Annotated in this window: 23 protein-coding genes; 4 read left to right on the top strand and 19 right to left on the bottom strand. The window is 64.1% G+C overall.

Annotated features, from left to right (window positions below; translation table 11 throughout):
• Positions 1 to 4 precede the first annotated feature (4 nt).
• The 3 genes from NTD80_RS22490 to NTD80_RS22480 form a co-directional block, all read right to left on the bottom strand.
• Positions 5 to 1,129 carry an alkene reductase gene (locus NTD80_RS22490; protein WP_065905880.1) on the bottom strand — a complete coding sequence of 375 codons (1,125 nt, stop codon included), beginning with the start codon at positions 1,127 to 1,129 and terminating at the stop codon, positions 5 to 7.
• Positions 1,130 to 1,209: 80 nt separating this feature from the next.
• Entirely contained in the window at positions 1,210 to 1,887 is a 678-nt protein-coding gene (locus tag NTD80_RS22485; RefSeq protein ID WP_262135051.1) for a type 1 glutamine amidotransferase domain-containing protein, read from the bottom strand.
• A complete protein-coding gene (locus tag NTD80_RS22480; protein WP_262135050.1) occupies positions 1,884 to 2,513 on the bottom strand; it encodes a TetR/AcrR family transcriptional regulator in 630 nt (209 codons plus the stop codon). Before NTD80_RS22480 ends, NTD80_RS22485 begins: the two co-directional genes overlap by 4 nt.
• A gap of 172 nt (positions 2,514 to 2,685) precedes the next feature.
• On the opposite strand from NTD80_RS22480, the gene NTD80_RS22475 reads away from it, so the two are divergent.
• Positions 2,686 to 3,624 (top strand): GlxA family transcriptional regulator, encoded by a 939-nt coding sequence (locus NTD80_RS22475; RefSeq protein ID WP_065905870.1) that lies wholly within the window; start codon positions 2,686 to 2,688, stop codon positions 3,622 to 3,624.
• On the opposite strand, the gene NTD80_RS22470 is transcribed toward NTD80_RS22475, so the two are convergent.
• From NTD80_RS22470 to NTD80_RS22460, 3 genes are read right to left on the bottom strand one after another with little or no spacing between them, the layout of a single operon-like run.
• Positions 3,611 to 5,032: an aldehyde dehydrogenase family protein gene (locus NTD80_RS22470; protein ID WP_262135049.1), complete on the bottom strand. Its 1,422-nt coding sequence runs from the start codon at positions 5,030 to 5,032 to the stop codon at positions 3,611 to 3,613. The two genes, NTD80_RS22475 and NTD80_RS22470, sit on opposite strands and share 14 nt — an antisense overlap.
• Positions 5,029 to 6,324: an aminotransferase class III-fold pyridoxal phosphate-dependent enzyme gene (locus NTD80_RS22465; RefSeq protein WP_262135048.1), complete on the bottom strand. Its 1,296-nt coding sequence runs from the start codon at positions 6,322 to 6,324 to the stop codon at positions 5,029 to 5,031. The genes NTD80_RS22470 and NTD80_RS22465 overlap by 4 nt, the downstream gene beginning before the upstream one ends.
• An 11-nt stretch (positions 6,325 to 6,335) precedes the next feature.
• Positions 6,336 to 7,841 (bottom strand): serine hydrolase domain-containing protein, encoded by a 1,506-nt coding sequence (locus tag NTD80_RS22460; RefSeq protein WP_262135047.1) that lies wholly within the window; start codon positions 7,839 to 7,841, stop codon positions 6,336 to 6,338.
• A 140-nt stretch (positions 7,842 to 7,981) separates the two neighbouring features.
• Between NTD80_RS22460 and NTD80_RS22455 the strand changes: the two genes are divergently transcribed.
• Positions 7,982 to 8,860 carry a GntR family transcriptional regulator gene (locus tag NTD80_RS22455; protein WP_065905861.1) on the top strand — a complete coding sequence of 293 codons (879 nt, stop codon included), beginning with the start codon at positions 7,982 to 7,984 and terminating at the stop codon, positions 8,858 to 8,860.
• A 146-nt stretch (positions 8,861 to 9,006) separates the two neighbouring features.
• Here the strand turns inward: NTD80_RS22455 and NTD80_RS22450 are convergent, their stop codons facing one another.
• From NTD80_RS22450 to NTD80_RS22420, 7 genes are all read right to left on the bottom strand, one after another.
• A complete protein-coding gene (locus NTD80_RS22450) occupies positions 9,007 to 10,245 on the bottom strand; it encodes an OprD family porin (protein WP_371920704.1) in 1,239 nt (412 codons plus the stop codon).
• A 157-nt stretch (positions 10,246 to 10,402) separates the two neighbouring features.
• Entirely contained in the window at positions 10,403 to 12,031 is a 1,629-nt protein-coding gene (locus tag NTD80_RS22445; protein ID WP_262135046.1) for an ABC transporter ATP-binding protein, read from the bottom strand.
• 2 nt (positions 12,032 to 12,033) lie between these two features.
• Positions 12,034 to 12,888: an ABC transporter permease gene (locus NTD80_RS22440; RefSeq protein ID WP_262135045.1), complete on the bottom strand. Its 855-nt coding sequence runs from the start codon at positions 12,886 to 12,888 to the stop codon at positions 12,034 to 12,036.
• Entirely contained in the window at positions 12,885 to 13,826 is a 942-nt protein-coding gene (locus NTD80_RS22435; RefSeq protein ID WP_065905853.1) for an ABC transporter permease, read from the bottom strand. The genes NTD80_RS22440 and NTD80_RS22435 overlap by 4 nt, the downstream gene beginning before the upstream one ends.
• 12 nt (positions 13,827 to 13,838) lie before the next feature.
• Complete coding sequence (locus NTD80_RS22430; RefSeq protein ID WP_065905851.1) at positions 13,839 to 15,395, bottom strand: ABC transporter substrate-binding protein; 1,557 nt, start codon at positions 15,393 to 15,395, stop codon at positions 13,839 to 13,841.
• Positions 15,396 to 15,661: 266 nt separating this feature from the next.
• Positions 15,662 to 15,922, bottom strand: a complete 261-nt coding sequence (locus tag NTD80_RS22425; RefSeq protein ID WP_107339021.1) for a hypothetical protein — start codon at positions 15,920 to 15,922, stop codon at positions 15,662 to 15,664.
• A gap of 86 nt (positions 15,923 to 16,008) precedes the next feature.
• Positions 16,009 to 16,515: a GNAT family N-acetyltransferase gene (locus tag NTD80_RS22420; protein WP_065906117.1), complete on the bottom strand. Its 507-nt coding sequence runs from the start codon at positions 16,513 to 16,515 to the stop codon at positions 16,009 to 16,011.
• 180 nt (positions 16,516 to 16,695) lie between these two features.
• Between NTD80_RS22420 and NTD80_RS22415 the strand changes: the two genes are divergently transcribed.
• Positions 16,696 to 17,568: an undecaprenyl-diphosphate phosphatase gene (locus tag NTD80_RS22415; protein WP_106804390.1), complete on the top strand. Its 873-nt coding sequence runs from the start codon at positions 16,696 to 16,698 to the stop codon at positions 17,566 to 17,568.
• A gap of 65 nt (positions 17,569 to 17,633) precedes the next feature.
• Here the strand turns inward: NTD80_RS22415 and NTD80_RS22410 are convergent, their stop codons facing one another.
• From NTD80_RS22410 to NTD80_RS22390, 5 genes are read right to left on the bottom strand one after another with little or no spacing between them, the layout of a single operon-like run.
• On the bottom strand, positions 17,634 to 18,596 hold the full coding sequence (locus NTD80_RS22410; protein ID WP_262135044.1) for a Dyp-type peroxidase: 963 nt from the start codon (positions 18,594 to 18,596) through the stop codon (positions 17,634 to 17,636).
• A gap of 49 nt (positions 18,597 to 18,645) precedes the next feature.
• Complete coding sequence (locus NTD80_RS22405) at positions 18,646 to 19,464, bottom strand: sugar phosphate isomerase/epimerase family protein (RefSeq protein ID WP_262135043.1); 819 nt, start codon at positions 19,462 to 19,464, stop codon at positions 18,646 to 18,648.
• Between the two features lies 1 nt (position 19,465).
• A complete protein-coding gene (locus NTD80_RS22400) occupies positions 19,466 to 20,665 on the bottom strand; it encodes an NAD(P)/FAD-dependent oxidoreductase (RefSeq protein ID WP_262135042.1) in 1,200 nt (399 codons plus the stop codon).
• The gene (locus NTD80_RS22395) at positions 20,662 to 20,988 is read right to left on the bottom strand and encodes a MocE family 2Fe-2S type ferredoxin (protein ID WP_065905839.1); all 327 of its coding nucleotides are present in this window, start codon (positions 20,986 to 20,988) and stop codon (positions 20,662 to 20,664) included. Before NTD80_RS22395 ends, NTD80_RS22400 begins: the two co-directional genes overlap by 4 nt.
• A 28-nt stretch (positions 20,989 to 21,016) precedes the next feature.
• Positions 21,017 to 22,111 (bottom strand): fatty acid desaturase family protein, encoded by a 1,095-nt coding sequence (locus tag NTD80_RS22390; RefSeq protein WP_065905837.1) that lies wholly within the window; start codon positions 22,109 to 22,111, stop codon positions 21,017 to 21,019.
• A gap of 162 nt (positions 22,112 to 22,273) precedes the next feature.
• Here NTD80_RS22390 and NTD80_RS22385 point away from each other — a divergent pair, with 162 nt between their 5' ends.
• On the top strand, positions 22,274 to 23,323 hold the full coding sequence (locus NTD80_RS22385; RefSeq protein WP_262135041.1) for a LacI family DNA-binding transcriptional regulator: 1,050 nt from the start codon (positions 22,274 to 22,276) through the stop codon (positions 23,321 to 23,323).
• A 211-nt stretch (positions 23,324 to 23,534) separates the two neighbouring features.
• On the opposite strand, the gene NTD80_RS22380 is transcribed toward NTD80_RS22385, so the two are convergent.
• The gene (locus tag NTD80_RS22380; RefSeq protein ID WP_262135073.1) at positions 23,535 to 25,499 is read right to left on the bottom strand and encodes a sigma-54 interaction domain-containing protein; all 1,965 of its coding nucleotides are present in this window, start codon (positions 25,497 to 25,499) and stop codon (positions 23,535 to 23,537) included.
• Positions 25,500 to 25,592 lie beyond the last annotated feature (93 nt).

Below are 25,592 nucleotides of genomic sequence, written 5' to 3'. Positions count from 1 at the left end.
GTGATTACCCGAGGTAGGTGGGGTAGTCGATATAACCTGCTTCTCCCCCACCGTACATCCCCTCTTCGCGCAGCGGATTCAACGGCCAGCCCTTGAAGATCCGCTGCGGCAGGTCCGGGTTGGCAATGAACGGACGACCGAAGGCAATCAAGTCCGCCAGCCCCGCCTCGACCAGGCGCGCGCCGCGTTCGGCGGTGTAGCGCCCGGCGTAGATGATCCGCCCGCTGAACGTCTCGCGCACGGCCTGACGGAAGCTGTCGGGCAGGTCGGGCGCGTTGTCCCAGTCGGCTTCGGCGATGGACAGGTAAGCAATACCCGACGCCTCCAGCACCTTGATCGCCTCGATATAGGTGTGATGCGGGTCTTCCTCGACCAGGCCGATGTACACGCGGTCCTGGTCGGTGCCGCTGAACAACGGCGAAAACCGCACGCCGAGGCGTTCCGGGCCGACCACCTGGCACACCGCTTCTACAATCTCGCGCAGGAACCGCAGGCGGTTATCCAGCGAGCCACCGTATTCGTCATCACGCTGGTTGGCATGCGCCGAGATGAACTGGTTGACCAGGTAACCGTTCGCCGAGTGGATTTCCACCCCGTCAAACCCGGCGTCCAGCGCATTGCGGGCGGCCTGGGCGTACTGCGCGACCAATGCCTTGACCTCAAGCGTGGTCAAGGCGCGCGGCACCGGCGGTTGCTTCAGCTCGCCGACGCCAGGCCCGGTTTCGATAAAGGCCTTGGCCTGCAGCGCGGCAATCGCCGAGGGTGCGACCGGCGCCGCGCCCTCAGGCTGCAACGCGTTGTGCGACACACGGCCGACGTGCCACAGCTGGGCAAAGATCACCCCGCCGTCGGCGTGCACGGCATCGGTGACCGTGCGCCAGCCATCAATCTGCGCCGCCGAATAAATCCCCGGCGTCCACGCGTAGCCCTGGCCACGGGGCTCGATCTGCGTGCCCTCGCTGACCATGAAACCGGCACCGGCACGCTGGCGGTAGTACTCGGCCATCAGCGCGGTGGCGATATCGCCAGGTTGCGCACTGCGCTGGCGGGTCAGGGGCGGCAGTACGACCCGGTTGTTCAATGTGTGGTGGCCGAGGGTGACCGGCGTACTTAAAACAGGCTGGGTCATGTGAAATTTTCCAAATTCAGGACGAACAAAAGCGTTGGCGACGCTTGCGCGTCGCCAAGGAGTGACTGCAGTTAATTAGCTCAGGCGGTGAGTTTCAGCAGGGCCCTGGCCACATCGCTGGAACTGGCAGGGTTCTGCCCGGTGATCAACAAACCATCTTCGAGGACAAAAGAGGCCCAATCAGCACCCTTCTCATAGTGGCCGCCGAGTTTCTTGAAATCATCTTCGATCAGGAACGGCACCACGTCGGTGAGGCCCACCGCCGCTTCTTCCGAATTGGAGAAGCCGGTGACGCGACGGCCCTTGACCAGCGGCTCGCCATTCACCGCCTTGACGTGACGCAAGGCCCCCGGTGCATGGCAGACAAAGCCGATGGGCTTGCCAGCACGTTCGAACGCCTCGATCAGCGCGATGGAGGTCGGCGATTCCGCCAGGTCCCACAGCGGGCCGTGCCCACCTGGGTAGAACACCGTGTCGAAGTCGTCCGCGTTGACCGTGTCCAGCTTGACGGTAGTAGCCAGCGCCTGCTGTGCAGCCGGGTCGGCGGCGAAGCGGCGGGTCTGCTCGGTTTGCGCATCCGGCTGATCACTCACCGGGTCGAGCGGCGGCTGGCCGCCGGCCGGGGAAGCCAGCACCAGTTCGGCACCGGCGTCCTTGAACACGTAATACGGTGCAGCAAATTCTTCGAGCCAGAAGCCGGTCTTGCGGCCGGTGTCGCCAAGCTGGTCGTGAGAGGTCAGTACCATTAATACTTTCATTTTCCAGTGCCTCGATCGATGTGAATGTCAGGGTTTTCAGGGCGACCCAACAGCTGTCGGGTCAGCAACAACGCCTCGTCAAAAGGCGCAGGTGTGCGGGTGATCTTGCTCATGACGCTGGCGCCCAGCCATAACGCGTACAGCTGCCGGGCCAGGACCTGCGGGCTGCATTCGAGCAACAGCGAGCCGTCCTGCACGCCGCGCTGCATGGCCACGGCGAGTAAATCGATGGTGCGTGAGGTGCCCCGCTGCAATGCCAGGCGCATGGGCTCTGATAGGTCTGACACCTCCGCGCCGAGTTTGACGGCAAGGCATTTGCCGGCATCGGTGCAGCCCGTCTGGTTGTCGATCCAGCACTGCCAGTAGCGCATCAATTTGGTGTGCTGGGACAAACCCGACTGGTTGAACAGCTGTTCCATGCCCTGCACGTACTGGTCGAAGTAGGTGTCGAGCAGGACCACGCCAAACGCGTCCTTGGACGTGAAGTAGTGATAGAACGAGCCTTTAGGCACTTCGGCGGCTTGCAGTATTTCGCTCAGGCCGACCGCAGAAAATCCCTTGGCGCCGACAATGGGTCGTGCACTGTCAAGAATGATCTGCCGTGCACTTCTGGTTTCGCTGCTCATGTCTTCATCCCGTCCGATTAGACCAGTCGTCTTGTCGTTGGGTGAATGTTAGGGATGGGGCCAGGCGCTCACAATGTCATATCCGCAAGGATTCCGGACACGCCGCAAAGGCGGTTGCCGTTTTCCCGGCGGCCGCCGACAATCGCCTCTCCCACGCTCCTGGAGAGATGCGATGCACAGCGTTGCGCTGATGGTTTACCCGAACTTCGAATGCCTGAGTCTCAGCGTCGGGTCGGTGTTCGAGTGCGCGAACCTGCTGCGCGGCGAACCGGCTTATGAGTTTCATCTGGTGTCGGAGAATGGCGGTGCGGTGATGGCGTCCCAGGGTTTCTCGGTGAACACCACCCAGGTGCGCGCCGAAGGCTATGACACGCTGATTGTCAGCGGCTACATGGAGTTTCGCCTGCCGGAGCTGAGCCTGCTGGAATTGGTCAAGGCCGCGTCCGCGCAATCGCGGCGGATCGCCTCGTTGTGCATGGGCATCTTTGTACTGGCCGAAGCCGGCCTGCTGGAGGGCAAGCGCACCACCACCCACTGGATTCACGCACCGGCCTTTCGCAAGCGTTACCCGGCTATCCACCTGGAAGAAGACAAGCTGTTCGTGGTCGACGGCCAGATCTGGACCGGCGCCGGCATGAGTGCCGGGGTCGACCTCGCGCTGGCGATGGTCGAGAACGACCTGGGCAGCGATCTTGCGCGGCGCATCGCACGCAAGCTGGTGATTGCCCAGCGCCGGGGCAGCGAGCAGTCGCAGCTGTCGGCCTTGCTGGAACTGGACCCCAAGTCCGACCGCGTGCAACTGGCCCTGGCCTACGCCCGCGAAAACCTCACCCACGACCTGTCGGTGGAAGCCCTGGCCGAGGTCGCCCGGCTCAGCCCGCGCCAGTTCAGCCGCGTGTTTCGCGAGGAAACCGGGCAGACGCCGGCCAAGGCCATCGAGTCGCTGCGCGTGGAAGCCGCGCGGGCAATGATGGAGACCAGCCGCCACCCGGTGGAAGTCGTCGCCCGCGAAACCGGCTTCGGCGACCGCGAGCGCATGCGCCAGGCCTTCCTGCGCGCCTTCGGCCAGCCGCCGCAGGCGATGCAACAGGCGTTGTTCAATCCGGGCTAGGCTGGTAGCCGAACAGCGACTTCACTTCCAGATAGTCCTCCAGCCCGAACACGCCCCATTCGCGGCCATTGCCCGACTGCTTGTAGCCGCCGAACGGCGCGCCGTTGTCAGCCTTGCTGCCGTTGAGATGGACCATGCCGGTGCGCAGGCGCCGGGCCACGGCACGTGCACGCGCCAGGCTGCCGGCGGTGACATAGCCAGAGAGCCCGTAAGGGCTGTCATTGGCGATGGCAATCGCCTGGTCTTCGCTGTCGTAGGGGATGATCACCAGCACCGGGCCGAACACTTCCTCGCGGGCAATCGGCGTGTCTGGATCGACATCGGCGAAGATCGTGGGCCTGGCGTAGAAACCCGTCTTCACCCCATGCGGGCGGCCCACGCCTCCGCAGACGGGCGGGCTGTCGACGGCTGCGAGCAACGCCTGCACCCGCTCGAACTGCGCCTGATTGGCCAAGGGTCCCATGGCCGTGGCCGGGTGGCTGTCGTCGAAGCAGATCTGCCCGGCGACTGCCTGTGCAATCGCCACCGCCCTCGCCTGCAACGCCCGTGGCACCAACATTCGCGTCGGCGCATTGCACGATTGCCCGCTGTTGCGAAAACAGCTGCTGACGCCATGGCGCACTGCCGCCTCAAGGTCGGCATCGGCCAGGATCAGGTTGGCCGACTTGCCGCCCAGTTCCTGCGACACGCGCTTGACCGTGTCCGCTGCCGCCTTGGCCACCGCGATGCCTGCGCCGGTGGAGCCGGTGAAGGACAGCATGTCGATACCGGCATGCCGCGCCATGCCGTCGCCGACCGTCGGCCCGTCACCGTTGACCAGGTTGAACACGCCCTTGGGCACCCCGGCGCGGTGCAGGATATCGGCCAGCAGCATGGCCGACAGCGGCGCCTTTTCACTGGGCTTGAGCACCATCGTGCAGCCCGCCGCCAAGGCCGGGGCGAGCTTGCAGGTGAGCTGGTTGAGCGGCCAGTTCCAGGGCGTGATCAGGCCGCACACGCCGATCGGCTCGCGACTGATCAGCGTGCTGCCGTGGGCGCGGTCGAACGCGTAGTCTTCGAGCACCGCATAGGCCCGCTGCAAGTGACCCAGCCCGGCCGGCACGTGGGCACTGCGCGCCAGTGACAAGGGCGCGCCCATCTCCTGGTGCACGCACTGCGCCAGGGCCTCGCTGTGTTCGCGATAGCCCTCGATGATCGCCGCCAGCAACGCCAGGCGCTGCTCCCGCGTCCACTGGCTGTAGTGATCGAAGGCGCGCCGGGCGGCAGCCACTGCCCGGTCGAGGTCGCCAAGCGTGCCCAGGCTGATGGTCGCGAGCGCGCACTCGGTGGACGGGTCGATCACTGCCAGGGTCTCGGTGCCCAAGGGCTTGACCCACTGCCCGTCGATATAGAAATCCCGGTGGTTCATCGCGTCGCCTCAAGGGCCTGCGCCAGGGTGTGGAAGATCAGCGCAAGTTGTTCCTGGTCGAGGATCAGCGGCGGCGACAGCACGATATTTTCTCCGGACGCGCGCACCAGCACGCCTGCATCGAAACAGCGCTGGGCCACCTCGGCCGCGCGTGCCCCCGGCGCCCCGTCGCGGGGCTTGAGTTCGACGGCGCACAGCAGGCCAATCGCACGCACATCAAGCACCAGCGGCTGTTCGCGCAGGGCCAGCGCAGTGGTTTGCCACAGCGGGGCGATCTGCTGCACATGGGCGTTGATGCCCAACTCTTCATGCACCTCAAGGGTCGCGAGACCTGCGGCGCACGCCAGCGGATGGGCGGAATAGGTGTAGCCGTGCATCAATTCAATCGCCTGTTCCGGGCCTTGCATGAAGGCCTCATACACGGCGCCACTGACCAGCACGCCGCCCATCGGCACCGCACCGTTGGTGAGGCCCTTGGCCAGGGTCATCAGGTCCGGGGTCACGCCAAACGCCTGGGCAGCGAAGCTGTGGCCGACACGGCCGAAACCGGTGATCACCTCGTCGAAAATCAGCAGCACGCCATGCCGATCACACAGCTCGCGCAGGCGCTGCAGGTAGCCGAGTGGCGGCGCATACACGCCGCCGGAACCGGTCACCGGCTCGACGATCACCGCCGCCACCGTGGCCGGGTCGTGAATCTCCAGCAGGTGCAGCAAGGCGTCCGCATACTGCACGCCTTGCTCCGGTTGGCCGAGGCTGAAACGCGAGCCGGCATCATAGGGCAGCGGCAGGTGCGCGACGTCGCCGAGCAGCGGCCCGAAGTCGCGTTTCTGCCGGCCAATGCCCGACACCGACAGCCCGCCAAAGCCCATGCCGTGATAACCTTTGGCGCGGCCGATCAGTTTGGTGCGGCGGCAATCGCCACGGGCCTGATGGTAGGCACGGGCGATCTTCAGCGCGGTGTCCACCGCTTCCGAGCCGGAGTTGGTAAAGAACACTTTATCCAGGCCGTCCGGGGCGCTGGCCACCAGCCGGTCGGCCAGGGTCAGTGCGGCTGGATGGCTCATCTTGAACGAGGACACAAAGTCCAGGCGCCCCGCCGCTTCGCGAATCGCCTCGACAATCCGCGCCTGGCCGTGACCGGCGTTGACGCACCAGAGCCCGGCCATGGCATCGAGCACCTGGCGCCCATCCGTGGTGGTGTAGTGCATGCCGGCGGCGCGATCAAACAGCATCGGCGCGCGGTTGAACGGGCGCATGGCGGTAAATGGCGCCCACAAGGAAGAGGTCATGGGTGTACTCCTTAAGACGCGATGCGCGTGCCGATCAGGGTCGGGCGCTGCAAGGCGCCGGCATTGGTATTGACGCCGCGCGCGAAGTGCACGCGGCCGTGATGCAAGCGGCAACTGACGTGGTCGCCGAAGGCGGTTTCGACAAAGCGCCAGTCCATGCGCAACTCGCCCTCGGCAGTCCAGCAGGCCTGGGCGACTACCGGGGTCTGCTCCGGCTGGTATTGGTGGTGCAGGTAATTGCCGGTGAGGCTGGTGATCGACTCCAACGGCTGCTGGAAACCCGCGCGCAGGTGATGGGTGCCACGGTGGTCGACGAGGGTGAAATCGCAGTGATCGGGATGGAAATCAAAAGCCAGTTCGCGCACGCCGTCTTCATTGGGCTCGATGCTGAAACGGCCTTGCAGGGTGGTACTGGCGGGCGAGCTTTTCAGGCCTTGCAACGTCGGCAGGTGCAGCTCGTCAATCAGCGCGTCCAATTGCGCCTGGCTGCCCTGGGCATCCGCACTCGCGCGGCCCAGCGCCGGGAACAGGTGTTGCCACAGCGCCTGGTGCAAGCGCTTTTCACCCAGGCGCAGGCCGCAGGTGAACACGATGACCGTGTCCTGTGCCGGCAGCACGATGCACTGCTGGCCAAACACGCCAGAGGCGTAGTAGCCACCGTGCTCGGTCATCCACCACTGGTAGCCATAGCCTTCGCGCTGGGCTTCGTTGGCCTTGTTCTTGTCGCGCGGCAGGTACTGCTTGCCGTCGAATTCGCCCATCCACACATCCTGCACCTGGTTGCGCGTGGCATCGTCGACCCACTGTGGCGAGAGCAACTGGCGGCCCTGCCATTGGCCACGGTTGAGGTGCAGCACGCCGAACTTCAGCGAGTCTTCGCTGGTGCAGCTCAAGCCATTGCCCCCGGCGTTGAAACCGCCTGGCGCCAGGTCCCACTCCAGACGGTCCAGACCCAGGTGATCGAGGACGCGCGCCTGCAACAACGCGTGCAGGGTCTGCCCGGTGACCTGGGTGACGATGGCCGAGAGCATGAAACTCGAGGCACTGCTGTAGATAAACGACTGGCCCGGCGGCTCGTCCACCGGCTCCTTCAGAAACGCCTCGACCCAGCTGCTTTGCAGGTTGCGCCAGTCACCGCCGGAAATACCGCGGGTGTGGCCGGTGCGCATGGTCAGCAGATCCTCGACCGTCATCGCCGCGAGGTTCGCACTGACAGGTTGCGGGCACAGCTCGGGGAAGAAGCTCACGACCTTGGCGTCGAGGCTCAGGCGCCCGTCATCGATCAACAGGCCGACGGCGGTGGCGGTCCAGCTCTTGGTTGCCGAATGCTGCACGTGGGGGCGATGCGCCGAATAAGGCCGCCAGAAGGCCTCGGCCACCACTGCGCCCTGGCGATACAGCATGAAGCTGTGCAGCTCCAGGCCGGCCTCGGCCACGGCCCGGAGAAAATCGAGAATGCCGGCCGGGTCGACGCCGCGTTCGGTGGGCAGGGCCCGGGGCAGCGGGATGTAAGTCATGATGGGTCCTCTGGATGTTTTTATATTTCAAATAATGCAGATAAAGATTTGATCGACGCGGCGCTGATGTATTTGAGCCGCCTATAATTCAGCTTTTCCGGGTATCCTTGCCTCCCCTGTCACAGGAAAGACTTCGCACCATGGCCCCACTCACTTCGCTGCAGACCAAAGTCGCCGGGCAGATCCTTGCCGCCATCGCCAGCGGCGACCTGCAACCCGGTATGCACCTCAAGGAAGTGGAACTGGCGCAGCGCCTGGGCGTATCGCGCTCGCCGATCCGCAGTGCGCTTTCCTACCTGGCCGAACAGCAGGCCATCGAGCCGTTGCCGCAGCAGGGCTATCGCGTCCCGCTGCAGGCAACCGATGGCCTGGCGCAGCAATTCAGTGAGTTGCACAACGAAGAGGACCAGCTGTACACGCGGCTGATCGACGACCGGCTGAACCAGGTGCTGCCCGACCAGATTTCCGAAAGTGATTTGCTGCGCCGCTACGGCGTTGGCAAAAGTGTGTTGCGCCGCTGCCTGCTGCGGCTCTCGGATGAAGGCGTGATGCAGCGCAAGCACGGGCATGGCTGGCAATTCCTGCCGACGCTGAACAGCCCGCAGACGCGCTTCGAAAGCTACCGCTTCCGCATGCTGCTGGAGCCGGCCGGGCTGCTGGAACCGACCTTCAAGATCCACCCGGAACACTTCCGCCGCTGCCGCGAGCGCCAGATGGAACTGCTCGAAGGCAAGGTCGACGGGCAGCGCTTCATCGAATGCAACGCCGAATTCCACGAACTGCTCGCAGCAGCCTCCGGCAACGGCTACATCCTCCAGGCGATCCAGCAACAGAACCGCTTGCGCCGGCTGACCGAGTTCCACACGGTGAACAACGTGGAACGCGTGAAAGTCTCGTGCCAGGAACACCTGGCGATCCTCGATGCGCTGGAGCAAGGCGATAACGAGTGGGCGTCGACGCTGCTGCATCGACACCTGGATGTGGCCAGCAAGTTGCGGGTGGCGCGCAACAAGGGATGACGGGTTGCCCCGGTGGGCATCCCTGTTTCGCCTAGGCGCACGGTCCCAGACCGCAAACCCAGACGCAGGAATGGAGCGGTACGCCGACTTACCGCCCTCGCAGGCAAGCCAGCTCCCACATTCAGACCGAGTCGCCCCCACTCGCATCACCAGAGCGCCACGGTATAGCCAACAATCACCCGGTTCTCGTTCATATCCCGGAGATAGTTAGCCTTGCTCAACCCATTGCGCCAGCGCAACGACACCCCTTTGAGCGCCCCGGACTGAAACACATAGCCCAGGTCAATATCGCGCTCCCACTCACGCCCCTCCCCCACGAACCCCTTCACCTCGGCCTGGTCGCCCTTGGCCCAACGCGTCGAAAACGTCAGCCCCGGCACGCCCAACGCGGCAAAGTCGAAGTCATACCGCGCATGCCAGACGCGCTCGTTGGTCTGCGAGAAGTTGCTCAACTGGTACTCGGAAAACAGGTAGGTGTTCGTCCCGTCCACATAGGTAAACGGCGTCTCGCCATACTGCTCCTGATACCCCCCGCCAACACTGTGGCCCTTGTAGCTGAACATCGCCCGCGTACTCAGCGCGCGGTTGTCGACCTTGCCTGCAAGGCCCGCACCCGACTTGTCCGCATCGAAGTAGCGGATGTCGGTCTTGAGGGTGCCGCCGCCCAGGGCGAAACTGTTTTTCACCCCGACGAAATGCTGCTGGTAGATGTCCTCCAGTTGCGCAAAGTGATAGCTGAGGGTCATGCCCGGCGTGAGCTTGTAGTCGCCGCCGGCAAAGCGGAAGCGGTCACTCTTGCCGGAGCTTTTGTAGGCGCCGCTCTGGCTGGTCAGCGCCATGTCTTCGTAGTCGGTGGACTCGCGCTGTTTGGTCTGGTCGATCTGCCCACCGATCAACGCCAGCCCGGCGATGTCCGTCGAGGTCACCTGGGTGCCACGAAACGTCTGCGGGAACAGCCGGCTGGTGTTCGGTTGCAAGGTCGGCAGGTCCGGCAGCAGGTAGCCGCTGCGCAGTTCGCTCTGGGCAAAGCGCACCTTGCCGGTCACGCCATACTTGGAATATTCATCGTGGGCACGCTTGGCATAACTCGGCTTGCCCGGCGTCGCGTCGTTGTCCCGCGACAACAGGCCGGAGCCCGAGCGGTCCGGGCTGGAATCGAGTTTCAGGCCGAGCATGCCGACCACGTCCACCCCAAAGCCCACGGTACCTTCGGTGAAGCCCGACTTCAGGTTGAGGATAAAACCCTGGGCCCATTCCTCGCGTTTGGATTGCCCGGCGTCCTCGCGATAATCACGGTTGAAGTAGTAGTTCTTCAGTTCCAGATCAGCCTTGCTGTCCTTGATGAAGTCCGCCTGGGCCGGGACGCACAGTAGGCCCCCGCTCATGAGGCCGACGCCCTTCAGGATCAGGTTGAGGTTGTTGTTATGCATGTTCTTGGCTCCTGGCAGTCGTTATCGGTGAGTAGGTCTTATTGTTTTTCTGGGCACGACATTCCCCATCGCGCAGGGTTTGAAGGCCTGCACGCCGGGTGAAATCAGGGGGTTAAATCGCCGGTCGTATTCGGTAGCCGCCGTCCGGCAGTTTCTCCAGTGGGCTGGCGGCAGCCAGCAACTGCCGGGTGTACGGGTGCTGCGGATGGTCGAAGATCTGTTCGCGCGCCCCTACTTCCACCACAGTGCCCTGGTGCATCACTGCCACCCGATGGGCGATACGCTCCACCGCCGCGAGGTCATGGGAAATGAACAGGCAGGCAAAGCCGTACTGCGCCTGCAGGCGTTCGAACAGCTCGAGAATCTGCTTCTGGATAGTCATGTCCAGCGCCGAAATCGGCTCGTCGGCGATCACCAGTTGCGGGTGGCGCACCAGCGCGCGGCCGATGGCGACGCGCTGGCGCTGGCCGCCGGAGAGCTGATGGGGGAAACGCTCGACAAACTGCGCGCCCAGGCCGATGTCCTGGAGGGTCTGCGCCACCCGCTCACGTCGCTGGGCGGCGTTGAGGCCGGGTTCGTGACGCAGCGGTTCGGCGAGGATGTCGCCGATTTTCATCCGTGGGTTCAGGGACGAATACGGGTCCTGGAAGATCATCTGGCATTGCAGGCGGTGCGTGCGGTTGGCGGCCTTGAGGATGTCCACGCCCTTGAAGCGGATCGCACCGGCGCATGGTTTGATCAGGCCTACCAGCGAGCGCCCGAGGGTGGTCTTGCCCGAGCCGCTGCCGCCCACCAGCGCCAGGGTTTCGCCGGGGGCAATCACCAGGCTCGCGGAGTGCACCACACGGGTGTGCTGGCGCTTGCCCCAGAACGAGGTCGGCCCCGGGTGCTCGATGCACACCTGGTCCACTTCCACCAACGGCCCGTTGCTGGTCGGCAATGGCGCCAGCACGCCGCGCCGTGGCAATGCCTCCAGCAACTGGCGGGTGTACTCGGCCTTGGGCGCCAGCAGGATATCTTCAATCGTGCCCTGCTCCACCGCCTGGCCGTGACGCATCACCACCACCTTGTGCGCATAACGGGCGACCAGGGACAGGTCATGGCTGATAAACAGAATGGCCGTGCCCTGCTCGCGGGTCAGTTCCAGCATCAGCTCGATCACATCCAGCTGCGCCAGGCAGTCCAGCGCGGTGGTGGGCTCGTCGGCAATCAACAGCGCCGGACGCAGCAGCATCACCGAGGCCAGCATGATGCGTTGGCGCATGCCGCCGGAAAACTGGTGCGGATAGGATTCCAGGCAACGCTCGGCAGCCTTGATGCCGATGCGCCGCAGCATGGTCAGGCAACGCTCGCGGATCTGCGGCGGGTCGAGGTCGGTGTGCAGCCTCAGCGCTTCGCTCATCTGCTGGCCGATCTTCAGCGCCGGATTGAGCGACACCATCGGCTCCTGGAACACCATGCCGATGCTCGCGCCCCGAATCGCCCGCAGCTCCTCGGGGCTGACGCTGGCCAGGTCACGGCCCTGGAAATCCAGGCGCCCGCCGCACACTTGCATGGGCAACGGCAGCAGGCCGATGGCGGCGCGCGCGGCCATGGTCTTGCCGCTGCCGGACTCGCCCACCAGCGCGACGATTTCACCGGGCGCGATGCTGAAACTCAGGTCGTCGACTGCCAGCGGGCCGTGTTCGCCCACGCGGATCTGCAAGTGTTCGACGTTCAGCAAAACAGGATTGGCGGACATCTTCACTTCCTCATCCGGGGGTCGAGACGATCGCGCAGGGCATCGCCAAACAGGTTGATCGCCAGCAGCGTCAGGCAGATAAACAGCCCGGGGAACACACCCAGCCACGGCGCCGAGGCGATATACGGCCGGCTGCTCGCGAGCATGTTGCCCCAGGTCGCTGCCGGTGGCGGCACGCCCAGGCCGAGGAAGCTCAAGGCGCTTTCCGACAGCAGCGCCCAGCCGAACATGCTGGTGGCCAGTACACACAACGGCGCCAGGCAGTTCGGCGCGATGTGCCGCAGCATGGTGTACAGCTCGGAGTTGCCGATCACCCGCGAAGCTTCGATGTACTCCAGCTCGCGCAGGGACAGCACCGTGCCGCGCACCACGCGCACCACCGACGGCGTGTAGGCGATGCCCAAGGCGAGCACGATCCCGTATTTGCTCGCACCGATGATCGCCATGATGCCCAGGGCCATGAGGATGCCCGGAAACGCCAGCAAGGCATCGTTGAACATCATCAGCACGCGGTCGGTCCAGCCGCGCAGGTAACCGGCGAGCATGCCGATCAGGGTGCCGGCCAGCACGGCCACGCTGACCGTCAGCAGGCTCACCCACAGGCTGGTGCGCGCGCCGATCAACAGGCGGCTGAACACGTCGCGACCGAACTCGTCGGTGCCCAGCCAGTGCGTGGCCGAGGGCGCCTGGAAGCGTGACATCAGGTCAATTTTCAGCGGGTCGAACGGTGACCACACCAGGCCCATCAACGCCAGCGCAATCAAGGCCACCAGCAGCCCGCCGCCGATCAGGGCATTGGCCGGCGCCCACCCGCGTCGACGCCTGGCCTGCACGGGCACGGCAATACTCGAACTCATAACTTCACCCTTGGATCGAACAGCGGATAGAGCAGATCCACACACAGGTTGACCAGCACGTAGATAAAGGTGATCAGCAACAGGCAGCCCTGCAGCACCGGGTAGTCGCGGGCGAAAATCGCATCCACCATCAAGCGGCCGATGCCTGGCAGGGTGAACACGGTTTCCAGCACCGCGATGCCGCCCAGCAGGTTGCCGAGGATCAGCCCCACCAGGGTCCAGGTCGGGGCGAAGGCGTTGGGCAGTGCGTGTTTCCACAGCACCGCGCGCTCCGACAAGCCCTTGGCGCGGGCATGGGCGATGTACTCCAGGCGCAGCACTTCAATGGTGCTGGCCCGTGCCATGCGGGTGATCGCGCCGACTTCCACCAGCGTCAGGGTCACCACCGGCAGCACCATGTAGCTGATCGCCTGCCACGGCGCCTGGGCGAAACTGACGTAGCCCACCACCGGCAGCCAGCCGAGCTGGATGCCAAAGGCATGCAGCAACAGCAGGCCGAGCCAGAAGCTGGGGATCGACAGCAGCAACGTCGCCACCGACACCAGGCCGAGGTCGAGCGCAGTGTTCTGTTTCCAGGCGGCGATCAGGCCGATGGGCACCGCGATCAGCGTGGCGAACAACACCGCCACCAGCACGATGGTCGCGCTGACGCTGAAGCGGTCCAGGATCAGCGGCAACACCGCCTGCTTGGTGCTGATGGAAAAGCCCAGGTCAAAGCTCAACACCGCCTTGAACCAGATCAGGAACTGCGTCACCAACGAGTGATCCAGGCCCAGGGTGTGGCGCATCTCGGCCAGGCTCTGGGGGTCGGCCATATCGCCGAGCATCAGCAGCGCCGGGTCGCCCGGGATCAGGCGAATCAACGCGAAGACCATCACCGAAATCAGCAACAGCGTCGGGATCGCCATCCCGAGTTTTTGCAGGATAAAACGCAACATGCTCAGGCCTCGTTAATGGGCAGCGAGGCTGACGCCCCACAACCGTGGCGACGACACCGGCCACGAATGGAAGCCCTTGACGCTGTCCCGCAGCGCTGCGGCGACCGTGCCGTTGTAGATGATCACCATTGGCGTGTCATGGATCATCATCGTGTGCAATTGGTCGAACAGCGCCTGGCGCCTGGCCGTGTCACTCTCGCGCACCGCTTCGCGCAGCACCGCCTGCGCCTGGGGGTTGTCCCAGACCTTGCGCGGCTCCTTGCTCTTGTCGCCCATCAGCGAATCGAAGCTGGTGGCCGGGTCGAGGCGCGACGAATAAGAGAACGCCATCATCTGGTAGTTGCCGCTCTGGTAGCGCTCCAGCTGCGTGCCCCACTCCAGGGTTTCCATCTGGATATTCAGGCCGCTGGCCACCGCCATCGCCTGGCTGAGCAGGCCCATGTCGAACATCTGCGAATAGCGTTTGTTGACGATCATCTTGATCGGCTGGCCGTGGTAGCCGGCCTCGCTGAGCAGGCGCTGCGCTTCCTGCGGGTCATAGCGATAACCCTGCCTGGCGGTGGCGCTGTAGAACGGGCTGGTCTGGGGGATGGCCGAGTTGTTCGGCTCCGAAGTGCCGTTGGACAGGGCGTTGACCATTTGCCCGTAGTCCAGGGAATGGGCGATGGCCTGGCGGATGCGCACATCCTTGAGCAGTGGGTCGTTGGTCTGGAACAGCAAGCCACAGATCGCCATGATCGGGCTGAACGAGATCTGCACGCCCGGCGTGGTTTTCAACTCCTGGGCATCGCTGGCGCTGACATTGGGCAGCAGGTCGATGTTGTTGGACATCAACGCGGCCTTGGCCGATGACGGGTCGGGGATCACCATGAAGCGTACGGCGTCGACCAATGCGGTCTTCTTGCCGGTAAAGCCATCCGGGCCGGCCTCGTCGCGCGGGCTGTAGTCCTTGAAGCGCGAGAGCACCACGTATTGGCCGGGTTTCCATTCATCGAGGCTGAACGGGCCGGTGCCGATCGGCGCCTTCCAGCTGCCGTCCGCCGCCAGCGAATCGCGGTGCAGGATGCCGCTGCCGCCGCAATCGGGGCGCGCCATGGAAGCCAGGAACAGGCCGCTGGGCTGGTCGAGGTGGAACACCACGGTCAGCGGGTCCGGCGCATCGATGCCGGTGATTTTTGCCCCGCCACGGCCATCGAATTCGGCCAGGCAGCGCCACTGGGTTTTCGGGTCGAGGTAGCGCTCCCAGGTCCACTTCACGTCGGCGGCGGTCAAGGTCGCGCCATTCTGGAAGTGCACGCCGTCGCGCAACTTGAAGGTGTAGGTCATGCCGTCAGCGGAGCGTTGCACCTCACGGGCCAGCAACGGGCCGACGGAGGCGTCTTCACGGTGGGCCACCAGGCCTTCGACGATGTGCAGCATCACCGTGTCGGTGTTTTCGTCACGGTTGACGCCCGGCTCGGTGCTGCGGATGTCGGCATTCAAGCCGACGCGCAAGGTGGTCTGGGCCTGCGCAAGGCCGGCGCCGAGTGCGAGGGTGACGCACAGCGTGCCATTGAGTAAGCGATTCACGGGAGATGTTCTCCTTCGCTGAAGAGACCGGCCTGGGGCAGGAGCCGGCTTCAAGCCTGTGTTAGGTCGTTGTTGTTATGGCCTGGCCTGAGGTCAGTGCCGCGGATGGTTTTTGTTTTTTTAAATTCGCCGGGACATATTCACAGTACAAGCTCGGCTTGTAAATGTTTTTTTGTACATATAAAAACATTGTTGGCTAAGCGGTGTTTTTCTCCAGGCAACAAAAAAGAGGCCGAAGCCTCTTTTGGGGCAAACCCGCGCCTGCCCTAGCGGCAGTGGTAAGGACTTTCGCTCTTGAGCTCTTCGCCGGTGTTGAGGTCACGGATGGTCACCGTGGCTTTCGGGAAGTTCTGGCAGAACATGTTGCGCGACGAGTAGATGGCACTGCCGTGGCTGGTGATGACCATCGGGATCGGCGCGCCGGAGACGTCGACGGCCGTGACGTTGTAGTCACCCGAAAGGGTCACGCAACCGCCGAGCATCAGCAGTGCGGCAGCCGCCGCCAGGTACTTGATCGAAGCAGACATAGGTATTTCGCATCCTTGTGAAATTCAGGGCCAGGGTGGCCGACGAGGCTAGGAGCGGCTTGGCCGCCTTGCGTTCAACCCTGTGTTCAGTGCAGCGCCGCGCGGGTAATCAGGTAGCTCACCAGTTGCGGGTCATCGTCCAGCTCAAGGGTTTGCACCGGGCGTGGCAGGTTATCCAGCACCGTGCGCCAGAACGCCTGGGACACTTCGTCCTGGTCATAGAAGCGCACCAGCCAATTGGCGTGACCACTGCACAACACCTGCGTGGCGATGGCGCGGCCAATGCCTTTGCGGCGATAGCGCTTGAGGATAAACAGGTCGGCCAGTTCCAGGGCGTCGAGGCCCGGCAACTCACTGCCTTCGATCAGCAGGAAGCCGGCGATATAGCCATCGACCAGCAGCAGGTTGGCGCTCCACTGCGGATCCTGCCAGTAACGGGTCAGGTGTTCGTCGTGGATGTAGAAGCGGCCATCGGCCTCGACGTCTTCCTGCTCCCAGTCCGACGACTCGTAGGCGTAGTACTGGTAGAGATTGCGGATCAGCTCGGCGTCTTCGGGCCCGGTCTGGATCAGTTCAACAGTGGTTTCAGGCATGGGGGTCTCGGTGAAAAAACGCAGGGCGCCATTGTTCACAAATCCTCTCGCCAGGCCAATACATTGTCTAACCTTTCTGCTTGCTGAACCGAATGCGGATTTGTCTGGCGCGGCCTAAAACTTTGAAACATTTGGAATAAACTCCGCCAGCCCTCCCCTTTTTCTCCAAGGACATGCATTTTGACAAACGTCTGTTCCGCCGGCCTGGATGTAGGCTTTGCCTCCCTGGATTACCTGCAGATCTTTATCCTGGGCGTGATCCAGGGCATTACCGAGCTGCTGCCGGTGTCGTCCACCGCCCACATGCGGGTGGTGCCCGCCCTGCTCGGCTGGCAGGATCCCGGCTCGGCGTTTTCGGCGGCGATGCAGCTGGCGGCGCTGGCGGCGGTGGTCAGTTATTTCTGGCGTGATGTGCGCCAGGTGGTCACCGGCAGCATCGGTGCGGTGCGCCAGGGCGACTATAACAATCAGTGGTTCAAGCTGGCGGTGGCGATTGTGCTGGCGACCATTCCGATCGGCATTGCCGGCCTGGCCCTGTCCTCGACGTTGAACGCCTGCAACTCGCCGTTGCGCGGGCTGATGGTGATCGGCATTTCCTGCGTGGTGATGGCCGTGCTGCTGGCGGTGGCCGAAGTGCGTGCCCGGCATACCCGCGACATGAGCCAGATGCGCCTGCGCGATGCACTGATCGTTGGCATTGCGCAGATCGGCGCGCTGATCCCCGGCGTGTCGCGCTCCGGTTCGACGCTGACGGCCGCGTTGTTCCTCAACTTCAAACGCGAGGAAGCCGCGCGATTTTCGTTCCTCCTCGGCCTGCCCGCCATCGCCCTTGCCGGCTTGAAAGAGCTGTGGGTGCTGCTGCACGCCGACATGCCCGTGCACGCCTGGCCGCACCTGCTCTTTGGCCTGGTAGTGGCCAGCGTCTCGGCATTCTTTGCGATCTGGGGCCTGATGAAGTTTTTGGAACGGTTCTCCACCTGGCCGTTTGTGATTTACCGCGCGTTGCTCGGGGTGTTCCTGATCGTCGCAGTCAGCACCGGCTTGCTGAGCTAACCCCCCCCCCTGTAGTAGCCGGCTTGCCGGCGCCTGCAGTTGGGATGCGTGCTTCCTGGGTCGTGCTATTGCCCGATCGTTCGGTCGGCCAGCTCTTCCAGCAGGTCGGCCGAGGGCACGAAGAACAGGCCGCCGGTGACCGCCGTGCTGAAGTCCAGCAAACGGTCATAGTTGCCCACCGGGCGGCCGACGAACATGTTCTCCAGCATCAACTCCAGAGGCTCCGGCGAGCGCGCGTAGCCAATGAAGTAGGTGCCGAACTCGCCGGCACCCGGGCGGCCGAAGGGCATGTTGTCGCGCAGGATTTTCACTTCCTCGCCGTTCTTGTCGGTGATGACCGTCAATGCGCTGTGGGAGTTGCTCGGCTTGGTCTCCTCATCCAACTCGATATCCGAGAGTTTGGTGCGCCCGATCACCTTCTCCTGGGCTTCGACTGTCAGGCCGTTCCAGGCCGTCATGTTGTGCAGGTACTTCTGCACCAGCACATAGCTGCCGCCCTCGAATTCCGGGTCTTCGGCGCCGACGATGGTGAACCCCACGGCCTTGCGGCCTACCGGGTTTTCCGTGCCGTCGACAAACCCGATGATGCTGCGCATGTCGAAGTAGCGGAACCCCTGGACTTCATCCACCACCTTGACACTGTCGCCCAGCGCAGCCATCACGTGGGTGGCGAGTTCAAAGCACAGGTCCATCTGCTCGGCGCGGATATGCAGCAGGATATCGCCGGGCGTCGACACCGCCATGCGCCCTTCCACACCGAACTCCCGGAACGGGTGCAGCGCCGCCGGGCGTGGTGCGCCGAACAATCGATCCCAGGCATCCGCGCCAAACCCGCAGACACAGGTCAAGTTGCCCGCCGGCACACGCTTGCCCACCGAACGCACCAGCCCGGCGATGTCCGCGCACCAGGCACGCACGTGGTCTTCACCGCCTGGGGTGACGGTGGCGACCATGAAGATTGCGCTGCTGGTGATCGGGTGGCAGACGGACTGCGGCTCAAGAGGCGGCTGAACGGAGGAAGTCGGCATGGGGCAAATCCAGGCTAAGGGCGAGAGTGAACCCGCGCAGATTAGCAGATCATTTCTGACACTCCTGCCACACATCGCGAATCAACGCCTTGAGCTTCAGCGCCTCGGCCCAGCGATCACTGATCTCGCGACCGTCGGCGCCGGTGATCGCATAGGGCGGCGGGCCGAGTTCGCAGGTGAAAGACAGGCTCTGCGGGGTGTCGGGACGCGCCAGCCAGTCCTCGATGCCGTAGCGCCACCAGCCGGTAAACCGCTCGACCCACGCTTGATGCTGGGGAAATTCGAGCGACACCTGCACCTGCTCGCTGCTCGCCACGCGGCCATGAAAGCCCCAGCTGTGACGCAGGATCGTGCGTATCTGTTGATCATCCTCGACGGCCCCCGGCTCGGGCAACTCGCGGCCGACCACGTAGTGCGACAGGTCCGCCAGCAGCTTCAGGTCGGGCATCTGCGCCAGCAGGTCGAGAGTGAACAACAGGTCATTGGTGAGGCGATAACGGTGGGTTTCCAGCAGCACCGGAAAGTCCACCTGCTCGGCGAGGCGCTGCCAGCCTTCGACCAGCCTGGCGGCCTCGGCCTGGCTGCGCGGCCGCACATCGGCTTGCAGGGTCAGGTGATGGCAGCCATGACGGCTGATGACATCCAGCGCCGCCGCCAGATCATCCACGGTCTGCGGGAACAACTGGCCTTCGATCTGCAAGCCGCGTGCGCTGGCGGCGGCGTGCAGGCGCGCGACATCCGAGGCTTTCCAGTAATGGTCGGTGACGCCATCGAAGCCCGCGGCGGCGATGCGCTCCAGCTGTGCTTCCAGGGGGCCGGGCTCGGTTTGCATGGCCCACAGCGATTGAAATACCAGAAATTGGCGCATATCAGCCTCGCAGCAATTGTTTAAGCGACAGGTCGGGGTCGGCCAGGCTGGTGGGGTTGAGCGGGACGCGTGCACTGATCAGCCGTTCGCAGAGCTTGATGTCCTTGGCCACGCTGTTGCCCGGCGCCCAGCCGCAGGCGCCTTGCAGGTGGTGCTCGGCATCCAGGTAGAACAGCAGCAGGCCGCCCGTGGGCAAGGGTCGGCTGACGGTCAGCGCGGTGCTCACGCCGACCGTCTGCAAGCCCCAGTCGTACTGGTCGGACCAGAAACCGGGAAGCGACTCGAACGCCAGCTCGCGCCCCAGCAGGTTCAGCGCGGCGTGCCGGCCCTGGGCCTCGGCATTGCGCCAGGTTTCCTGGCGCTGATACTCGCCGTCCAGGCGGAACTCGCAGACATCGCCGGCCGCGTAGATATTCGGCGCGCTGGTGCGCAAGTGTGCGTCGACACGAATGCCCTGCCCGACGTCCAAGCCCGCCGCTGCAGCCAATTCGATATTGGGCTGCATGCCGATACCGACCACCACCAGGTCGCAGGGCAACCGTTGCCCATCGACCAGCACTACCGCGTCAGCGTCGATGGACTCCAGGGCCACATTCAAGCGCACCTCCACGCCGTGAAGGCGGTGCACGTCCAGCAGGGCTTCAGAGATAACCGGCGGCAGCACGCGCCCGGCCAGGCGTGGACCGGCCTCCAGCAAGGTGACGTCGCACCCGAGGCTGCGCGCCGTTGCCGCCACTTCGAGGCCGATAAAGCCACCACCGACCACTACCAGCCGAGCGCCAGGGCGCAACGCGGCTTTCAAGGCCAGCGCTTCATCGTGGGTGCGCAGGTACAACACATTCGCCTGGGCCTGGGGCAGGCGGCGCGCCCTGCCCCCGGTGGCCAGCAGCAACCCGGCATAGGCCAGCCACTGGCCGTCGGCCAATTGCAGGCGCTGCTGCGCGGGGTCCAATTGGCGCACCGGGTTGCCGGTAATGTGTTCAATGTCCAACTCGGCCAGCCGCGCCTCGTCGCACAGGCTGCACCCCGCCAGGTCGATGCTGCCTTGCAACAAGCCCTTGGACAGCGGCGGGCGCTCGTAGGGCAAATGCGCTTCATCGCCGATCAGGATCAGGCGCCCGGTGTAGCCTTCTTCGCGCAGGGTCAGCGCCGCACGGCCACCGGCATGGCCGGCGCCGACGATGATCAGGGCGTCGTTCATCCTGCGGCCGTGACGGCGAGCAACACCCGCCCCGCTTCGACCCGCACCGGATAAGTCTTGAGATTGACGCAGACCGGCGCGCCGAGGGCCTTGCCGGAGCGGTAGTCGAAACGCCCGTTGTGCTTGGGGCACTCGATCACGTGGTCCATCACCAGGCCGTCGGCGAGGTGGATTTTTTCGTGGGTGCACAGGCCGGCGGTGGCGAAAAACTCATTCTCGGCCGAGCGATACACCGCATAGGTGTGTGGCCCGTGGTCGAAGCGCATCACGTCTTCTTCGTCTATTTCGCCCACGGCGCAGACGTCGATCCATTGATCGTTCATGGCGATTATCTCTTGTTTTTTAAGGGGCTCAGCCTGCAGTGGCTTCTGCATGCACGGCGGTCGTGGCGGCGGGCTGGGTGCGCTGGCCAATCGGGCGTTGCACGAAGTACGTGGGATCGCTGCGCTGCTTCCAGATCGTCGGCAGGATCTCTTTGTACGCCTCGAGGATATTCGCGTACGGCGGCGGGCAGTCGCCGCGAATCTCTTCATGCAGCTGCGCCAGGGCGTGGTACGGCACCATCGGATACATGTGGTGCTCGAGGTGGTAGTTCATGTCCATGTAGATAAAGCGCAGCACGCGGTTCATGTAGATGGTGCGGCAGTTGCTGCGGTGGTCCAGCACATCTTCGGCCAGGCCCACGTGCTGGGTAAGGCCGAACAGGTAGCCAAGCCAGGCCCCATAGAGGCTCGGCAGGCCCACCAGCATCAGCGGCAGCCAGCTGTGCAGGTACAGCGCAGTGCCAATGACCAGCGCATAAATGCCGACCCAGATACGCGCGGCGCGAAACACTTTGGGCCACTCGGATTCGGGGATGAAGTCCTGCTCCTGCGCACTCATCTGGCCGATGGCATGGCGGGCCACGCCACTGAAGGTTTTCCAGGCCAGCGGCAGGTTGAACAGGCTGAGAAACATCATCCACAGGCTGGGCGGGCGCGGCTCGACGATCTCCGGGTCGCGGCCGACAACGATGGTGTCGGTGTGATGCCGGGCATGGCTCCAGCGCCACACATGGGGTTCGAAGATGCACATGAAGCTCGCCACCTGGTACAGCGCGTCGTTCATCCAGCGAGTCTTGAACGCGGTACCGTGGCCGGTTTCATGCCAGCGCGGGTTGGACGCCGTGCCGTAGAGCACGCCGTAGGCCATGAAGAACGGTACGCAGGCCCATGAGCCCCAGAACCAGTAGCCGCCAAAGCCGGTGACCAGCAGCGCCGAGATCCAGAGAGCAGTGTCGAGCAAGGCCGGGCCGTCGCGGCGCTGCATCAATTCTTTCATGCGTTTACGCGAAATCGGCGATTGGTACCAACTGGCCGAGACCAGGCCTTTTTCCGCCGCGCGGGCAGCCTCAGGGCCGGTCAGGCTGTAGTCACGACGGGTGGGGTGAGCGGTGTGTCCAGGCATTGTTATTGTTCTCCGCAAGCGTGGGTGTTCAGGTGCCTTGCGAAAGAAACCATAGAGCCTGGGTAAATCACCCTCAAGGCCTTGAATCCATTCCCTATCAAGCTATCATCCAGGCCCAGCGGGGCTTGATAGTTTTCTATCAAGACGCTCAAGGGGCCTGTCATGAACAACAATAAACGCCCGACCATCGCCACCGTGGCCGCCCAGGCAGGCCTCAGTGTGGCCACCGTCGACCGGGTCCTGAACGCCCGCGCGCCGGTCAACCCGGACACTGCCGAACAGGTGTTCCAGGCCGCCGAAGCCGTGGGCTATTTCGCCGCGCGACTGATCGGCCAACGCATTCGCGAACGCCGTCCCACCTACCGCTTCGGCATCCTGCTGCTGGGCACCGCCCAGGCGTTCTACGCCAACCTCGCACACTCGATCAGCGACGCCGCGCAGCACCACGCCACGGCCAACCTGACCTGTCAGTTCGACTACATCAACGACCGCACACCCAGCGCCATCGTCGCGCAGATCGAGCAACTCGCCGTGCAATGCGATGCGCTCGCGGTGGTCAGCTTTGCCCATCCGCTGATCAACGCCTGCCTGGCGCAAATCCGTGCGGCCGGCGTGCCGGTGGTTGCGTTGCTCTCGGATATCCATGAACACGGCGTCGAGCCCTATGTCGGCCAGGACAATCACGTGGTCGGACGCACCATGGGCTGGCTGCTCGCCCGCACCTGCGGCGCGCGCAAAGGCAGCGTCGGGATCCTGTTGGGTGGCCACCGTTTCCTCGGTCACCAGGCGCGGGTCGAAGGCCTGCACAGCTACCTCGCCGAACACGCGCCGGGCCTCAAGCCGCTTGAGCCGCTGATCAACCTCGACAACTGCGATATCACCGAAGAAGCCACCCTCGACCTGCTCACCCGCCACACCGACCTGCGCGGCCTGTGCGTGGTCGGCGGTGGCGGCGACGGCGTGATCAACGCCCTGGCGCAACTGCCCAAGCGCCCGACGCTGTGCAGCATCCTGCAGGAGTCCACCGCGCTGTCCCGCCAGGCACTGAGCCAGGGCCTGATCGATGTGGTGATGGACTCACAGCCCCGGCAGACGGCGTACGCACTGGTGCAGTTGCTGGTGCAATTGCAGAGTGGCGAAGGGTTTGATCCGCTGCGGCATCGGGTGCATATAGCGCCGCAGATCGTGACGTCGGAGAACATGGGGGTTTGAGGGCTGGTGCTTGCGGGACGCAGAGCGTCCGTGGAGGCATTCCCACGCAGAGCGCGGGAACGATCGGTGAGGAGCGTTTTTTCATGGTTTGTAAGGGGTCAGCAAAGCCATCTGGGACAGTCCTCGCCGCTGCTGGAATCGGTGGCCCGCAGTTCAGCCAAAGACCGCGCCATCGATCCTTACCTGCCCACCCCTACTATGAAGGCGCCGGCTATACGGGGCTGCGAAAATGTGCGGCACTCAGGCCAAACCGGCTCATCTTGTTGTACAGCCCACCCCGCGACACGTTCAGTTGCCGCGCGGCCAGGCGGATGTTGCCGCGGGTGGTGGTGAGTGCGGCGACGATGGCGTGCATTTCGTGGCTGCTCAGGTCCTGGGCGGGCTGCGGTTCGTAGTGGCGCAGCGTGGCGCGCGGTCTGGTTTCCAACGGTAAATCGGCCGCCTGGATCAGTTCGCCCGTCGCCAGGTTGGTGGCGCGCTCGACGCTGTTTTCCAGCTCACGCACATTGCCCGGCCAGGCGTAGGTCGAGAGCATTTCCAGCGCTTCGGGGGAAAAGCCCTGCACCGTCTTACGCTGCGAACGCGCACAGCGCGCAAGAAAGTGCCGCGCCAGCAGCGGGATATCTTCACGGCGCATGCGCAGGGGCGGCACGGTCAGGTTCAGCACATTGAGGCGGTAGTAGAGGTCTTCACGGAATGCACCCTCGGCCACTGCCTGGCTGAGGTTGCGGTGGGTGGCGGCGATGATGCGCACGTCCACCTGCCGCGAGTTCTTTGCACCGACGCGGGTGATTTCGCCCTCCTGCAACACTCGCAACAGGCTGACTTGGGCGTCGAAGGACATGTCGCCGATTTCGTCGAGAAAAATCGTGCCGCCATCCGCCAATTCGAACTTGCCCGCCGAGCCGCCACGGGCCGAGCCGGTGAAGGCCCCTTCGACGTGGCCAAACAGTTCGCTTTGCACCAGGTCCCGTGGGATCGCGCCGCAATTGACCGCCACAAACGGGCCATTGGCACGGTCGCTGGCATTGTGGATGGCCTGGGCGAACAGCTCCTTGCCGGTGCCGCTTTCGCCGAGGATCAGTGTGGTGGACTCACTGCGACTGGCGATGCGCCCCAGGTGCAGTGCGTCCTGGATGGCCCGCGAGTTGCCCTGGATGGTGTCGAAGGTGTAGCTCGCCTGGGTGCCGACGATGCGCCGGGTAATCTCGCGGATGCGCCGGTTTTCACGCAGGGACACGATCACCCCGCCCTGCTCCAGCGGGCACACCGAGACCAGGCACGCAAGTTGGCTGCGGTTGTGCAGGTGAAAGGTGCAGTCGAGATCGCGAACCGCCTCACCCAGCGCGTCGCTCAATTCACTACGGCCCAGGCGCTGGAACGGCTGGCCGAGCAGTTCCAGCCCCACGCCGAACAACTGCCGGGCATAACGGTTGAGGGCCTTGATACAGCCGCGCTCATCCAGTACCACCAAGCCTTCGTTGAGCACTTCGAGCACTGTTTGCTGTTCTTCCAACAACCCTTGCAGGGCCATTTGCCGCGACACTGCCTCGGCCGCCGCCTGCACCGTGCCCAGGGTATGAAAGTGAAACCAGCCGGGTTCGGCGGTCAGGGTCAGCATGGCCAGCGTCTGGCCCTGGGCGTTTTTGATCGGTGCAGCGGCGCAGTGCATGCGGCGCTGGCGCAGGCCGCTGGCGAAGTTTTCCTCGGCCAGCACGTACACCAGATGGTCCTCGGCCAGCGCCAGGCCGGTGCAGTTGGTGCCCTGGACCGACTCGAGCAGGCGACTGCCAACGGGGGTGATATCCAGCCCACAGAAATACAGGGTGGTGCCATCGGCATCGGTGAGGTTGATATGGCCGCGCGGGTTGTAGGCCAACAGCCCATGCATGACTTGCGCTGCTGCGGCGATCAGCACGCGATGGCTGGCCAGGGTGGCGGCAAGCGTATCGGCGCTGGCAAAGCGGTAGGCGTTGTCTGCCGGGTCGATCCCGGCCTCGACGCTGCGCCGCCATGAATCCCAAATCACCTGGCGGACCGCCACCGGGCGTTCGACCTGGCCACTCCGGCAAGCCTGCCACGCGTGCTCCAGCGCGGCCACCGGGCCGTCGTTGAGCGCCGCCGGGCCCAGAGCCGTGAGGTAGTCGAGGTCTTGCACGCTGAACGCCATGCTCATCGGATTATCCATGTGTAGATTTTTGACATGTCAGTATAGACATGTCATTGAAATGAACACATTTTGTTTATGTAGATTAATTAATCCTTACAT

Origin of the sequence: Pseudomonas sp. 13B_2.1_Bac1, from assembly GCF_025466155.1 — a bacterium.
Taxonomy (GTDB): domain Bacteria; phylum Pseudomonadota; class Gammaproteobacteria; order Pseudomonadales; family Pseudomonadaceae; genus Aquipseudomonas; species Aquipseudomonas aylmerensis.
The sequence above is the reverse complement of the archived record's forward strand: the minus strand, read 5'-3'. Positions and strand labels throughout refer to the sequence as shown.

Excerpts from the sequence above, each read along its gene's own strand:
- NTD80_RS22460 (WP_262135047.1), bottom strand. The coding sequence starts at position 7,841 with ATGACTTACATCCCGCTGCCCCGGGCCCTGCCCACCGAACGCGGCGTC.
- NTD80_RS22470 (WP_262135049.1), bottom strand. The coding sequence starts at position 5,032 with ATGAACCACCGGGATTTCTATATCGACGGGCAGTGGGTCAAGCCCTTG.
- NTD80_RS22395 (WP_065905839.1), bottom strand. The coding sequence starts at position 20,988 with ATGAACGATCAATGGATCGACGTCTGCGCCGTGGGCGAAATAGACGAA.
- NTD80_RS22455 (WP_065905861.1), top strand. The coding sequence starts at position 7,982 with ATGGCCCCACTCACTTCGCTGCAGACCAAAGTCGCCGGGCAGATCCTT.
- NTD80_RS22400 (WP_262135042.1), bottom strand. The coding sequence starts at position 20,665 with ATGAACGACGCCCTGATCATCGTCGGCGCCGGCCATGCCGGTGGCCGT.
- NTD80_RS22405 (WP_262135043.1), bottom strand. The coding sequence starts at position 19,464 with ATGCGCCAATTTCTGGTATTTCAATCGCTGTGGGCCATGCAAACCGAG.
- NTD80_RS22450 (WP_371920704.1), bottom strand. The coding sequence starts at position 10,245 with ATGAGCGGGGGCCTACTGTGCGTCCCGGCCCAGGCGGACTTCATCAAG.
- NTD80_RS22410 (WP_262135044.1), bottom strand. The coding sequence starts at position 18,596 with ATGCCGACTTCCTCCGTTCAGCCGCCTCTTGAGCCGCAGTCCGTCTGC.
- NTD80_RS22380 (WP_262135073.1), bottom strand. The coding sequence starts at position 25,499 with ATGAGCATGGCGTTCAGCGTGCAAGACCTCGACTACCTCACGGCTCTG.
- NTD80_RS22445 (WP_262135046.1), bottom strand. The coding sequence starts at position 12,031 with ATGTCCGCCAATCCTGTTTTGCTGAACGTCGAACACTTGCAGATCCGC.
- NTD80_RS22420 (WP_065906117.1), bottom strand. The coding sequence starts at position 16,515 with ATGCCTGAAACCACTGTTGAACTGATCCAGACCGGGCCCGAAGACGCC.
- NTD80_RS22440 (WP_262135045.1), bottom strand. The coding sequence starts at position 12,888 with ATGAGTTCGAGTATTGCCGTGCCCGTGCAGGCCAGGCGTCGACGCGGG.
- NTD80_RS22480 (WP_262135050.1), bottom strand. The coding sequence starts at position 2,513 with ATGAGCAGCGAAACCAGAAGTGCACGGCAGATCATTCTTGACAGTGCA.
- NTD80_RS22475 (WP_065905870.1), top strand. The coding sequence starts at position 2,686 with ATGCACAGCGTTGCGCTGATGGTTTACCCGAACTTCGAATGCCTGAGT.
- NTD80_RS22465 (WP_262135048.1), bottom strand. The coding sequence starts at position 6,324 with ATGACCTCTTCCTTGTGGGCGCCATTTACCGCCATGCGCCCGTTCAAC.
- NTD80_RS22485 (WP_262135051.1), bottom strand. The coding sequence starts at position 1,887 with ATGAAAGTATTAATGGTACTGACCTCTCACGACCAGCTTGGCGACACC.
- NTD80_RS22390 (WP_065905837.1), bottom strand. The coding sequence starts at position 22,111 with ATGCCTGGACACACCGCTCACCCCACCCGTCGTGACTACAGCCTGACC.
- NTD80_RS22435 (WP_065905853.1), bottom strand. The coding sequence starts at position 13,826 with ATGTTGCGTTTTATCCTGCAAAAACTCGGGATGGCGATCCCGACGCTG.
- NTD80_RS22385 (WP_262135041.1), top strand. The coding sequence starts at position 22,274 with ATGAACAACAATAAACGCCCGACCATCGCCACCGTGGCCGCCCAGGCA.
- NTD80_RS22490 (WP_065905880.1), bottom strand. The coding sequence starts at position 1,129 with ATGACCCAGCCTGTTTTAAGTACGCCGGTCACCCTCGGCCACCACACA.
- NTD80_RS22425 (WP_107339021.1), bottom strand. The coding sequence starts at position 15,922 with ATGTCTGCTTCGATCAAGTACCTGGCGGCGGCTGCCGCACTGCTGATG.